We start from the raw sequence: 13906 nt of genomic DNA, 5'->3' as shown, positions 1-13906 counted from the left end.
TTTCCTGTAAAAACCAGAGCTTTTTTCAACAATAATAAAATTACCACGTCTAGCCTGCCATATATGCAAAGTACCAAATGCCTTTTAAATCAACGAAAAGAGTCTCCATCACCACCAAAAAAGTGGTATGAAGACTCTTATAGATTTACGTTATTGCAAACAATTACGCTTCGAAATTGTAAAGTGGTGTGCTCAGGTAACGTTCGCCGTTACTTGGGATAATGACTACTACTTTTTTGCCAGGGCCTAAATCTTTAGCTACTTTAAGAGCGGCAAATACAGCAGCACCTGAAGAAATACCAGACAAGACGCCTTCTTCTTTAGCTACACGACGTGCAGTTTCGAAAGCTTCATCATTCTCAACGTGGATGATTTCATCATAGATATCTTGGTTCAAAATCTCAGGGATGAAGTTAGCTCCGATACCCTGGATTTTGTGAGGGCCTGGTTTGCCTCCAGCCAAGATTGGGGAAGCAGCAGGCTCCACAGCATAGATCTTAATATCAGGATATCGGCTTTTCAGCACTTCACCCGCACCAGTGATCGTTCCGCCTGTTCCGATACCTGCAATAAAAGCATCCAAAGGACCGCCGATGGATTCAATAGCGTCAATGATTTCAGGTCCAGTAGTCTCACGGTGAATCTTCACGTTCGCTTTATTCTTGAATTGCTCGGATGGGAAATAGCTTGGGTTCTCTTTCAGAATTTCGTCTGCTTTCTTAACCGCACCATTCATACCTTCCGATCCTGGGGTCAGCACCAATTCCGCTCCATATGCGCGAAGGAGATTACGGCGCTCCAAGCTCATTGTTTCCGGCATTACGATAACTGCCTTATAACCTTTAGCAGCAGCTACAAGTGCCAGGCCGATACCAGTGTTACCACTAGTAGCTTCTACAATCGTACCTCCCGGTTTCAGTAGACCTTCACGCTCAGCTTCTTCCACGATGCTGATTGCAATCCGGTCTTTTACGCTTGATCCCGGGTTCTGATATTCCAATTTCAAATAAATATCTGCGGAGCCTTCCTGTGCCAGACGATTCAAACGAACGAGCGGAGTACCTCCGATCAATTCTGTTACGTTGTTAACGACTTTAGCCATGAGCAAAAACCTCCTTAGAATGATAAATGCGATATAAGAACGTAAATTATGACTTTATGCTTCTGTGTATGGAGTTTAAATTGTTGACCACCGTCAGTTATTTCCGACTAAAACGGTAGGGTTTACGTTAATATCATATTATCAATCTTGCAGGCTATTGTCAATATTTATTGATACCTCATATTTATTGCGTAAATCGCTTTCCACCTGCTGCAAGGGAGGGGCTTGCTCCAAAGCCAGCTCTTGACGTACAAGCGCCCGAATTTCTTTCTGATCCGGCATTTCTGGAGAGTGAATACTCTCCAAGCGGATAATGGCGAAGTCTTCCCCTGTCTCGATCGGACCGGCTATATCACCCACATCCAATCCAGCGGCAGTCTTTAACATTCCCTCTGGCCAAAAAGGGTCGTCTTCCTCTACTTTACCTAAGCTGCCTCCGTGCTGCCGACTCTCATCATCATTAGACACTTCCCTAGCCAAATCAGCGAAATTCTCACCCTGTTCCAAGCGATCCATTACCTGCTGCCCTTCCTCATAGGATGAAACCTTGATCATAGAAAGCTGCATTTCCTTTTTTGGAATGAAGCGCTCGGCATTTTGCTCTAAATAAGCATCTATATCGGCATCACTGATTGTAATGCCCACCGTGGCTATCGCTTGTAAGGACAGACGATAATCTGTCTCTGCGAACACTTCCTGACGAGATAATCCGAGCTGAGATTGCATTTGAGCATAATATTGCGCTTCTGATTCGTACCCAACTATAGTGCGTGCCAGTTCCTGCTTAACCTCATCGTCTGTCACGGTAATTCCTAATGCCTTAGCTTCCATGTTCACGACAATATGGTTAAGCATACTGATTAACACTTCTTCTCCATGCTTTTTTTTGAGCTCATCCATCCACTGCTGATCCGTTATCGGTTGTCCGCCTGCAGTCGCTACATCCGGTGATTCATTGTCTGTTGTATCTCCTTTAAGAAGGGCCATGGCGCGCAAACTCCAGAATAATAGACCCCCGAGCATTAAAGTTGCAACAGCTAGAATAATAACCGTATTGCGAAGTGCACGTTCCTGTCTCGTCATCATCCCAATACCCTACGAATTCGCTTGTTCTAAAATGACCTGTAAATCGTCCTTATTGAAAACATAAGCCTCATTGCAAAAATGGCATACGACTTCAGCCTGTTCATCTTCTGCAATTAATCTCTCCAGTTCATCCCGTCCTAAGCTAACCAATGTCTGCTCTACCCGCTCACGCGAACACTGACAAGCAAAGTTAATATCCAGTTCATCCATAACCACTGCATCCGGCAACAGGTAGCGCAGCATTTCTTCTGGCTCCAGCCCCTGATCGAGAAGCGCTGTTACAGAAGGCATCGCCCCTACAGCTTTTTCAATCTCTGTGATCTCCGCATCAGTCAGACCAGGAAGAAGCTGAACAATAAATCCTCCAGCCACAATTACTGACTCATCGGTATCTACCAGTACACCTAGGCCGACCGCAGCTGGAGTTTGCTCAGAAACCGCAAAATAATAGGTAAAATCATCGCCAAGCTCCCCGGAGATAATAGGAATACTACCTCTGTACGGCTCTTTCATACCTAAATCTTTTATAACATCAATGAACCCTTCAGTTCCCACCGCTCCAGCTACATCCAGCTTCCCCATGCTATTGCTCGGTAAATGAATGTGAGGATTATGCACATAACCACGCACTTCTCCCAATGCATTGGATTCTGCAACGATTTGTCCGATCGGTCCATTCCCTTTAACCATAATACTCAGCTTCTCACTACCCTTGAGCATAGCGCCCATCATGGCTGCAGCGGTAACTGTACGTCCCATTGCGGCTGTAGCCGTTGGATACGTATCGTGTCTGCGTCTCAGTTCTTCAACCAATTCAGTTGTGCGGACAGCAAACGCTCTCACTTTACCATTAAGAGCCGTGCCGCGGATTAGTCGATCCTTCTTTTTTTCCATTGGGTGCATAGCCCTCCTATCTCTTCGCCTTTTAGGCTTCTTTATCTTTATTGGTTACGATCGTAAATAATTCTTAATCCTTCTAGCGTTAACATAGGATTTACTTCATCGATACAGTCCGTTTCACCCGCAATTAGGGAGGCGAGGCCTCCGGTCGAAATAACCTTCAGTTCGGGAGCGTTCATCTCGACTTTAATTCGTTTAACAATGCCCTCAACCTGACCCGCATAGCCAAAAATAATCCCGGCCTGCATCGCGTGCACCGTATTACGCCCGATGACCTTTTTAGGCTTCTCCAATTCAATTCGCGGCAGCTTAGATGCCCGCTGGTATAATGCCTCCGTTGAAATGCCTAGACCGGGGACAATCGCCCCACCAAGATAATTAGCACCTGCATCTATGCAGTCAAAAGTCGTAGCCGTACCAAAATCAACAACGACAAGTGGACATTTGTATTGTTCAATCGCAGCAACTGCATTAACAATCCGGTCTGCGCCAATTTCACGCGGATTCTCATAACGTAAGTTAAGCCCCGTCTTAATCCCTGGTCCAACAATCAATGGGTCTTTCCCTATATATTTAATACACATATCCTCAATAGTCTTAACTAGTGGCGGAACAACCGAAGATATAATTACACCTTCAACGTCTTTGACAGATATACCTGACATGTGAAAAAGATTGTGTATCATTACTCCATATTCATCCACGGTCGATTGACGCGCAGTGCTTAGCCGAAAATGATGCAGCAATTCGCGTTTTCTATATACACCGAGAACAATATTGGTATTACCGATATCGACAGCAAGCATCATGACAAAGGCCCTTCCTTCTTGGCATTAAGGTCTAGACTGATATCCAGACTGGAGAAGGAGTACGTAAGGCGCCCGACAGAAATCACATCCACACCCGTTTCAGCAATCCCGCGTAAGGTTTCTAACGATACATTGCCAGAAGCCTCTGTCTTAACATGCGGAGCTTTCGATTTAATCCTAGCCACGGCTTGCTTCATCATATCGTTAGACATGTTATCGAGCATTATAATATCAGCACCTGCTGCCAGCGCCTCTTCGACTTGCTCTAAATTCTCGGTCTCCACTTCGATGCTCATCGTATGCGGGATGTTCTTCCGGGCACGACCTACAGCCTGCCGAATACCACCTGCGCCTTTGATATGATTATCCTTGATCATAACTGCATCATATAACCCAAAACGGTGATTAAAGCCTCCACCAATACGAACAGCATATTTCTCCAGCATCCGGTGACCTGGTGTTGTCTTACGTGTGTCCACTAGACGAGTTGGTAATCCCTCCAACACCTGCACGAAAGAAGCTGTTCGTGATGCCACACCCGAAAGACGCTGCATCAAGTTAAGCGCAAGCCGCTCACCTGTTAGAATCGCATGTGTGCTGCCCTCAACCTCAATAATTACAGTCCCTTTGGTTACAGCTTGACCTTCCTCGACAAGTGCTGTAAAACTAAGCGCCGGATCCACAATTTCAAAAACCAGCTCTGCAATTGGAATGCCACAAATTATACCGTCTTCCTTGGCATGAATAATCCCTTTGGACTCATGGCCCACTGGAATCGTCATCTGCGTGGTTACATCTCCGGAACCAACATCTTCCCGCAACCAGGCCTTGATGGATTGTACTAGCTCTTCATTGTAACCATTAAACATCATCGCTTAATTCCTCCACTATTCCCAGTTCGCGAATTTGAAGCAGGTGCTTACGCCACTGATCATCATCCCGCTGCGGATAATCCTCACGGTAATGCGCCCCACGGCTCTCTTCCCGTGCCAGAGCAGACTCTGTCACAAGCAAACAGCAGGTCAGCATATTAGCAAATTCATATTCCTCACGTTTGGACAATGCTGATCCAAAGATTGGCAGCTGTCGTTTTAATTCATCTAGTCCTTTAAGTAACATCTCTTCGTTACGACGTAGTCCGGCATATCGAACCATTACCTTCTGTAGCTTCAAACGACGTTCCACAATAGCTTGAGTTGGCGAATCTACACGTCCCTCGTTACTCTTAACCGATAAAACATCACGGTCCAGCGGGGAAAGCTCATGAATCCGATCAATAATACGCTGTCCGAATACAATGGCCTCAGATAATGAATTACTAGCTAAACGGTTAGCGCCATGCAGGCCTGTGGAGGAAACCTCTCCGCAAGCAAACAGACGTGGGATGGTGCTCTCTCCATTCAGATCGGTCTTAATCCCCCCCATCATATAATGCGCAGCGGGAGCCACTGGAATCCAATCACTTGTAATATCCAGTCCATAGCCCATACATGTCTCATATATTGTGGGAAACCGATGCTTCACCATCTCTGGAGATTCATGTGTAATATCCAAATAAACGAACGTTGATTTAGTATGTTCCATTTCACTTACAATAGCTCGTGCTACAATATCCCGCGGAGCTAGCTCAAGCAGGTCATGATAACGTTCCATGAACCGTTCTCCATTAATATTGCGCAAGACTGCTCCTTCCCCACGCACAGCTTCGGAGATTAAAAATCTAGGAGCTCCCGGGTAACTAAGTGCTGTAGGATGAAATTGAATAAATTCCATATCTCGTATATGAGCCCCAGCGCGATAGGCGATCGCTACACCATCTCCTGTAGCTACTTCTGGGTTGGTAGTGTATCGATATAATTGTCCTGCTCCACCAGAGCACAAAATGGTCGCATCCCCTTGCAGGAACAACCTTCCACCACCGGGCCGTTGCAATAATGCGCCTACACATTCTCCACCTTCAGTGATGAGATCGATAACATAATGATCATCCCAGACCTCAATATTCTCATGTTCGGCTACCTGTTCCGCCAATGCACGAACAATCTCATAACCTGTAGCATCCCCATTAGCATGCAAAATACGGCGGTGGCTGTGTGCACCTTCCTGAGTCAAAGCCAGTACCCCATCTTCCTTATCAAACAGAGTTCCTAAGCGAATTAACTCATGAACGCCTTCCGGCCCTTCATTAACAAGTGCATCGACAGCTGTTGAGGAGCAAAGACCTGCTCCGGCCATTAAGGTATCCTGCCGGTGGTAAGCAGGGGAATCATCCTCAGCTATAACAGCTGCGATCCCCCCCTGTGCATAGCGAGTATTACTTTCCATTACTGATTTCTTTGTGATCATTATGACACGCCGATCTTCACTGGCTTTAATAGCTGTGAATAACCCGGCAATCCCTGAACCAATAACAATACAATCTGTCTTTACCGTAGGAATATCCCGAAGATCAAAATCAACCAAATATTGTGGAATCATGACCGCTTTTCACCTGTTTCAACGAAAGAGTAGCGCATGCTACCGGACTTGTAGCATGCGCTCTAGGGATGTTCTGGCTTTGTCGGCGACAGCAGGCGGTACATAGATTTGTGGCTTCATCGTCTCCAGGCATTTCACCAGTTTTTTTAGATTATTAACTTTCATATTAGGACAAACAAGAAATTTGGTAGCAAAATGGAATTCTTTATCTGGACTATCCTTACGAAGCTGATATCCGGTACCATCTTCCGTTCCAACGATAAATTGCTTACGATCCGATTTCCGGCAATACTCCAGAATTGATGTAGTGCTGCCTACATAGTCACCCATGGCGACTACTTCAGGACGACACTCTGGATGAACTACAAATTCCGCATCTGGATATTTTGCTCTCATTTCTACTACATCTTTGACGGTCAACATGTCGTGAGTGTTGCAATAGCCTTCCCAAATAATCAGCTTCTTGCCCGTCTGATCTTGTACATATTGACCAAGATTCTTATCTGGGACCCAAATAATCTCTTCGGCGTCAAGGGATTCGATTACTTTCACAGCATTAGCAGAGGTACAACAAATATCGGTTTCTGCTTTAATCTCGGCGGACGAGTTGATATAAGTGACTACTTTAGCATTTGGATGTTGAGCTTTTAGCTTACGCAAACCGTCTACATTGACCATATCTGCCATTGGACAGCCTGCACGTTCATCAGGAATAAGGACGGTTTTGTTCGGGGCTAGAATTTTTGCACTTTCCCCCATGAAATGAACACCGCAGAATACAATAACTTCTGCATCTGTCTCTGCAGCCTTCTGAGCGAGTAAAAAAGAGTCGCCCCGGAAATCGGCAACCTCCTGAATTTCATCACGTTGATAATAATGAGCTAAAATGATTGCGTTTCGTTCCTTTTTAAGCTGTTCAAGACGTATACGAAGTTCTCGATTCTGTTCCTGCTTGCGCTCAAGCGCCAGAGCTTCCACCGATTGTTCTCCCCCTTAAATCCTCGCGGCTTTTCGCCGACATGATGTTATCAAATGGCATGCGCCATCATGGTGAAAAAATGAACATGCTGATATAAATAGTAAGTAATATTAATCACTAATGTACACAACGTTCCAGCCTCTGTCAATGTAACTGGACAGGCTTTAAGGCATAGAATCCCTTAAAAATTAAAATAAAAAATCCGGAGAACAGTTACGTTCTCCGGATAAATTTACATCATATGAATGGTGGACCCAATTAGGTAAGGCTAGTGCCCCCACCTTTGTTGTCATCACCGGAACCGTCATTACCCTCAGAATCAGGGTTATTCGGGATATCCTTCGACAGGTCAGGAAGTGTGGACTGTTCATCCTCAGGCTTGCCTTGAATGCGAACTCGCACATCACCGATATTGTCGATGACAGGCTCGCCAACTTCATGGGCAACACCTTCGCCACCCTCTGGTTTACCATCCTCGGAAAGGAATCCTTGTTCAATCAGTTGTGTGATCTGATCAAGCTCAAGTGTTTCTTTCTCAAGTAATGTATTGGCAATCAAGTGCATTTCTTTGGAGTGTTTGATCAACAGATCTTTACAACGTTCGTAACTCGAAGTAATAAAGTTCTGCATTTCCTGATCAATCTCATAAGCAATGGAGTCACTGTAATTCTGTTCATGCCCAATATCACGACCCAAGAATACTTGACCTTGAGAAGATCCGAACTGCATAGGTCCAAGCTTATCGCTCATACCGTACTCCATAATCATGGCACGCACGATGCGCGTAGCCTGTTGGAAGTCACTGTATGCACCCGTACCGATCTCACCAATAAACAATTCTTCAGCAACACGTCCACCCAGTAATCCAGTAACCTTATCCAAAAGCTCCTGCTTGGTAACGATCATCCGATCTTCCTTCGGAAGCATAATAACATATCCGCCTGCACGTCCGCGTGGGATAATAGTAACTTTATGCACCATATCGGCGTGCTCAAGGAAGTAACCTGCAATAGTATGGCCTGCTTCATGATAAGCTACAATACGTTTCTCGCGGTCACTGATCACACGGCTGCGTTTCTCAGTACCTACGATAACACGGTCAATAGCTTCATCCACTTCAATCATGGAAATATCTTTACGGTTACGACGTGCAGCTAGCAAAGCTGCCTCATTCAGCAAATTCTCCAGATCAGCACCTGTGAATCCGGTTGTGCGTTTAGCAACAACATCCAGTCTTACATCTTTCGTAAGCGGTTTGTTACGAGCGTGAACCTTAAGTACAGCTTCACGGCCTTTCACATCAGGACGGTCAACCGTAATTTGACGGTCAAAACGTCCTGGACGAAGCAATGCCGGATCAAGTATATCAGCGCGGTTAGTCGCCGCTACAATAATAATGCCTTCGTTACCACCGAATCCATCCATCTCAACCAGCAATTGGTTAAGCGTCTGTTCACGCTCGTCATGTCCGCCACCAAGACCGGCGCCACGCTGACGACCCACAGCATCAATTTCATCAATGAAGATAATACATGGAGCATTCTTCTTAGCATTCTCGAACAAATCACGTACCCGAGAAGCACCGACACCCACGAACATTTCCACAAAGTCAGAACCGGAAATACTAAAGAAAGGAACGCCAGCTTCACCTGCTACCGCACGGGCAAGCAATGTTTTACCTGTTCCCGGAGGACCTACAAGCAATACGCCCTTAGGAATACGTGCGCCAACAGCTGCAAATTTGCGTGGATCTTTTAGGAACTCAACGACTTCGACAAGCTCTTGCTTCTCTTCGTCCGCCCCTGCTACATCCTCAAAGCTGATTTTCTTCTTCTCTTCATTATATAACCGAGCCTTGCTCTTGCCGAAATTCATGACTTTACCGCCGCCACCTTGCGCCTGGTTAAACAGGAAGAAGAACAAGATGAACATAATTACCAGCGGGATAATTGAAGAAAGGAATGTCAGCCAAATGCTGGTACCTTCCATTTTCTTCTGAGTTAATTCAATCCCATTAACATCACTGGCTTGAATCAGTTCATTGATAGCGGCATCTGTAGGAGGAATATATGTGGAGAAGCTTTTTGATTTAGTATCGGCAGGCAGCTCTCTATACTCGCCTGTGACCAGAAAGGCATTACCCTCAAACTGAACCGTCAAATCCTTCACATTGTTGTTCTTGATCTCCTGCCGTAACTCGTCGTATCTAGGGAAATCGGCGGCTTCATTTCCATTGCTCACAAACTGGACAATACCCACCACGACTAAAAATAAAATCAAATAAAAACCAGAATTCCGGATGAACCGATTCATCCCCTACCTCCTCTCACAACACTCAAGTTATTGTACCATAGCCTCTTGGGACACCTCAAATAAAGGAAGTTGTGGGTATCCGATCCGTATGATCGAGGCAGTCCTTAGTTCAATTGGAATAAATCTCAGGTTTCAGTACTCCAACATATGGGAGGTTCCGATACCGCTCGGCATAATCCAATCCGTAGCCTACTACAAATTCGTCAGGTAACACGAAGCCTGTGTAGCTGGCTTCAAGATTAACAGTGCGGCCTGATGGTTTATCAAACAAGGTAACCACAGAGATAGTAGCAGCATTCCGGTTGCGGAGCAACTCAATTAAATAGCTGAGTGTAAGACCACTGTCAATAATATCTTCAACGATCAAGATATCGCGGCCTTCTACCGATACATCCAAATCCTTAATAATTTTGACTACTCCAGAGGACTTGGTGGATGCTCCATAGCTGGACACTGCCATGAAATCCATCTCAACAGGTACTGTAATGGCTTTAACCAAATCTGCCATAAATATAAACGCACCTTTTAGTACACAAATTACTAAAGGGGTACGACCTGCGTATTCTTCGCTCAGTGTTCGACCGAGCTCCTTAATTTTCTGCTGAAGTTCCTCTTCGGTGATCAATACTTCTTGAATATCGTTTTGCAACTTGCGAAACCTCCTAAGTTATACTATGAAAGACTTACTTCGACCATTACGTGACTTCGTGGTCATCCAGCTCTGCCAGAGACAATAGAAGTACGGAGGTCGTGTGCCGCCCTACTGCGGCATGCATCGAGCGTCTTACGCCCGGAATCCAGACGATATTGCCCAAACCATCACAAACGAGGGGAATCAATGACCGTTCGGAAGCAGGTATTTTATCATCAATATAAATATCTTTTACCTTTTTGCTTCCGTTTAATCCCATGATCCTTATGGTATCTCCAGGCAATCGGGATCGTATCGTCAGTGGAAAGACCAGTTCATCACGGTCAAACCAAGCCGACATCTTCCCATAATCCTCCCCCTGTACAAAAAAGTTTTCTCTCTCCAGTACCGCCATCGACATCACCTTACCTATTTCCTCCAATTTAAGCTCAGAGTCCGGTAAAAACAGACGATATGTATAGCTTGCCTGTGGCGTCGTGGGCTTGGACGAGAACAAGATACTATCATATTGCCGCATACAAGTCAGGCCTCCACCCAAATCCAAGCTCCAGGTGGTGGGATAGCTCTGCAGCGTTCCCCGACGTACAGCTTCAATCTTGGGGAAATCAAGGGCAGATAAATCCGCCGACAGATAATTTAATATTAGTTTAATCAAACGCCGTTGTAAAGCGGAGGGTATGGCAGCAAATGAAGCTCTGTTAAAGGTGTATTTCCCATCCCCTTCCGAAACTAGCTCTTCAAAGCATTTTGCCGCAGACGTCTCCATATACTCATCTTCAGCTCCCGCAATTTCCGCAAGCTGTACGAGGGATTGCCTCACTCTGCCATTATACTTTTCCAGAAAAGGAAGAACTTCCAAACGAATGGCATTCCGCTTGTATTTCGTCAGCAGATTGGTGGCATCCTCAGCATAAGTAAAACCTTCATTTTGGCATAACCCTAAAAGTGCTGTTTTGTTAATACGTAGGAATGGGCGAATGAGTTCCACCTTTTTTTCTGTTCTTTTCCACTTGATACCCGACAGTCCAGATAAGCCACTTCCGCGTAATAGACGCATAATTACAGTTTCTGCCTGATCATCAGCATGATGAGCCAGAGCAACAGAACGCGCCCCATATCGGTGTGCCGTATCAATCAGAAATTCATACCGCTTCTCACGTGCAGTACCCTCAGGACCAAGTCCACTCTCTTTAGCCAAGGAGGGAATATCGAATTCCGCAAACTCAAAGGGCAATCCCAATTCTTCAGCCATACCACGTACGAGCTCTGCCTCTTCCTTCGACTCCGGCCTAAATCCATGATTCACATGAGCACATATTAAGGTAAGCGGTATAAATTTTAAAGATATTTCATGTAAAACATGCAAAAGAGCCACAGAATCCGGGCCGCCGGAAACTGCGACTACAATGGTGTCATGGGGCGCCCACAGCTCATGCTCGGCTGCTGACTCCAATACAGACTCCACCAGTCCATTCATTTGCTCCATATGCGCCCCCCTCTCTCTCCAACTATATGTATGAGTTCAAAAGCGGAATACCCAATAAATCGTAAAGGCGAGCAAAAACAAAGACAATGCGAATGCATTTTTTAACCACCGCGGGGTGTCCATACTATCCGGGCGCTTTCTGCGCGAGTTATAAATATGGTTTCGCCAGACCTCAGTAGCATCCGCAGAGCCTGAGAACCCCCCTTTTAACGCCATACAAATCCAGGAGGATAGTTTCTTGTTGGGTAAATTTCTAGCCAGCTTAAATAATTCGTCCACACTTCTCGTCTGCGGCAGCTGTAAGGCTGCCTTTTTGAGCCCTTCTTCATTGAGCAAACGAAGACACAGCACAGCAAATGCGAAAAGATCGTAACCCTCATCGCTGATTCGACTGCCCGCATTCCAGAAACCACGATCATGCCATTCGGTAAACTGCTTCACGCTACGACCAATAGGGCTTGTGCCCCCAAAGTCGATCAGCTCGACTTCGCCGTACTTTGATACCATGACGTTCTCGGGCTTCAAATCACCGAACACAAATCCACATTCATGCAGTGTGCGCAGCTTTTCAAGCAGACCAAGACCTACCAGGCCTAACCAATCGGGACCGTTTTTCGATAAAAAATGATGCAGCGGTTTGCCTTCAACATACCTCATCACATAGAAGGGGATATTATCCCCATTCGCAAAATCATCCGCTTCCAAAAAATAAGAAGACAATGGATTCTCACGACGAGCCCGATGTTCATTCCGCTTTCGTCGCGATTGCAGCGAGGTCAGTACATTGATCTCCGATTGAAGTTCAAGTGTATCGTATCCGATTTTTAGCGCGTACCTTTCCCGTCTGCCTTCTCTTTGCACAAGATATACGGTTCCGTTCGCGCCCCTTCCCAGCATCCGCTCAACGACATAACGGTTACCCCGCCATTTGCCGTTAATTAAGGTACCAGTAGGATAGGACGGATTAGACGACATACCCACCAATCATCCCTTCTCTTTCGTCGTGGTTATCGCTTAGTCGGCGTCCACGATGTTCATCCAGTGTATCATAACGATAATGTTCAAGCACCTTGAAAATAGCTGGGCCAGTCGGTGTTGCGCCTCTCATGTGTAATTTAGAGAATAGCGTACGAATACCTGACATGTCATGCGTCCAATCCAGGTCAAGCTTGGCATCTTCACTGCTGTTATTTCCGGGAAAATGAAACACAGCGATCTCACTCTTGCCTTCCCGTGCTTCTAAACTGAGTGCCAAATCGCGGATTGCATCTTCCACAGCACCCAGTTTAGGCTTCATACTGGCACTGGCATCGATAAGAAGTGCAATGCGCAGAGGCGTTGTTTCTGTCAGTTCATCTACAACTGTAACAACCTGTGAACGTTGAACAGGAGGCAGCTGATCCAGTGAGCCGTCGCCTAGTATCTTTTTTACCTCTTTATTAACCGCCTGCTGGATCGTCTGAACCACGGTCTTGCGTGTCATCATCTGAATCGTCTGCGCCAGTTGTGGTGTTCCGACTATTCGGCTAAGGCCTCCCCCGGCCTTGGCAATGTCAGCAATCTCCCGGCTGCCGATTTCACCGATCGTACCATAATCAACTACACCGACCACATTTACGGTGATTCCCTCCTGCAGGGCATGCGCCGCTGCCAACACCGGACTTTCTCCTACATTCGAACAACCGTCAGTAATGAGCATAATTTGCTTCATAACCCTCAACTCCCCCTTTGTTTGAACCTCTGTTTCTAGCATATCCAGAAATGAGAGATTTCAAACGGTCGATATTAAGTGTGGGAATTTCGATCAAATAGGGGGGGTAGTGAATAGGGGAACTGCGAGAAATGTTTGGGCTTTCGATCGCTGTTGTCCTCAGATTCCTTGATTAGAACCGCCTCTCGCGGTTGGAATCCGAGGACAAAGGCGAACGCTCCGCTTCTACAGCTCCAAACTTTCTCTCCGTTCCATACCTTCACTAGTAAACAGTTTAGATCTACAGATTTCGTCCCAAGTCAGCCGACCATTGAAACGAGAATAGTAGAGGCCGGCGAGTTACACATCACGGACTCGCCTCGACTGCCTCCATTAGCACGACGCCTTACG

12 protein-coding genes are annotated in these 13906 nt (G+C 46.0%); all 12 read right to left on the bottom strand.

Annotated elements, in window-relative coordinates:
• Positions 1–163: 163 nt before the first annotated feature.
• The 12 genes from cysK to NYE58_RS00320 all read right to left on the bottom strand — a co-directional run bounded on the left by cysK (position 164) and on the right by NYE58_RS00320 (position 13516).
• Positions 164–1102 carry a cysteine synthase A gene (gene cysK, locus NYE58_RS00375; protein WP_341000889.1) on the bottom strand — a complete coding sequence of 313 codons (939 nt, stop codon included), beginning with the start codon at positions 1100–1102 and terminating at the stop codon, positions 164–166.
• A gap of 141 nt (positions 1103–1243) precedes the next feature.
• Positions 1244–2188 (bottom strand): peptidylprolyl isomerase, encoded by a 945-nt coding sequence (locus NYE58_RS00370; RefSeq protein ID WP_341000888.1) that lies wholly within the window; start codon positions 2186–2188, stop codon positions 1244–1246.
• Between the two features lie 9 nt (positions 2189–2197).
• The gene (gene hslO / locus NYE58_RS00365; RefSeq protein WP_036678742.1) at positions 2198–3082 is read right to left on the bottom strand and encodes an Hsp33 family molecular chaperone HslO; all 885 of its coding nucleotides are present in this window, start codon (positions 3080–3082) and stop codon (positions 2198–2200) included.
• Positions 3083–3129: 47 nt separating this feature from the next.
• Positions 3130–3897, bottom strand: coding sequence for a type III pantothenate kinase (locus NYE58_RS00360; RefSeq protein WP_036678745.1), 768 nt, complete (start codon positions 3895–3897; stop codon positions 3130–3132).
• Entirely contained in the window at positions 3894–4769 is an 876-nt protein-coding gene (gene nadC / locus NYE58_RS00355) for a carboxylating nicotinate-nucleotide diphosphorylase (RefSeq protein WP_076220479.1), read from the bottom strand. Before nadC ends, NYE58_RS00360 begins: the two co-directional genes overlap by 4 nt.
• The gene (gene nadB, locus NYE58_RS00350; RefSeq protein WP_076277923.1) at positions 4759–6375 is read right to left on the bottom strand and encodes an L-aspartate oxidase; all 1617 of its coding nucleotides are present in this window, start codon (positions 6373–6375) and stop codon (positions 4759–4761) included. The genes nadC and nadB overlap by 11 nt, the downstream gene beginning before the upstream one ends.
• Before the next feature lie 39 nt (positions 6376–6414).
• Positions 6415–7353 (bottom strand): quinolinate synthase NadA, encoded by a 939-nt coding sequence (nadA, locus tag NYE58_RS00345; protein ID WP_036678753.1) that lies wholly within the window; start codon positions 7351–7353, stop codon positions 6415–6417.
• A 259-nt stretch (positions 7354–7612) separates the two neighbouring features.
• Positions 7613–9667 (bottom strand): ATP-dependent zinc metalloprotease FtsH, encoded by a 2055-nt coding sequence (ftsH, locus tag NYE58_RS00340; RefSeq protein ID WP_036678755.1) that lies wholly within the window; start codon positions 9665–9667, stop codon positions 7613–7615.
• A gap of 109 nt (positions 9668–9776) precedes the next feature.
• Entirely contained in the window at positions 9777–10316 is a 540-nt protein-coding gene (gene hpt, locus NYE58_RS00335) for a hypoxanthine phosphoribosyltransferase (RefSeq protein WP_036678757.1), read from the bottom strand.
• A 46-nt stretch (positions 10317–10362) separates the two neighbouring features.
• The gene (tilS, locus tag NYE58_RS00330; RefSeq protein WP_076219481.1) at positions 10363–11805 is read right to left on the bottom strand and encodes a tRNA lysidine(34) synthetase TilS; all 1443 of its coding nucleotides are present in this window, start codon (positions 11803–11805) and stop codon (positions 10363–10365) included.
• A gap of 36 nt (positions 11806–11841) precedes the next feature.
• Positions 11842–12780, bottom strand: a complete 939-nt coding sequence (locus tag NYE58_RS00325) for a serine/threonine protein kinase (RefSeq protein ID WP_036678862.1) — start codon at positions 12778–12780, stop codon at positions 11842–11844.
• Positions 12770–13516 (bottom strand): VWA domain-containing protein, encoded by a 747-nt coding sequence (locus NYE58_RS00320; RefSeq protein WP_076277925.1) that lies wholly within the window; start codon positions 13514–13516, stop codon positions 12770–12772. Before NYE58_RS00320 ends, NYE58_RS00325 begins: the two co-directional genes overlap by 11 nt.
• Positions 13517–13906 lie beyond the last annotated feature (390 nt).

Origin of the sequence: Paenibacillus sp. FSL L8-0708, assembly GCF_038009325.1 — a bacterium.
Lineage (GTDB): Bacteria > Bacillota > Bacilli > Paenibacillales > Paenibacillaceae > Paenibacillus_AQ > Paenibacillus_AQ odorifer.
The sequence above is the reverse complement of the archived record's forward strand: the minus strand, read 5'-3'. Positions and strand labels throughout refer to the sequence as shown.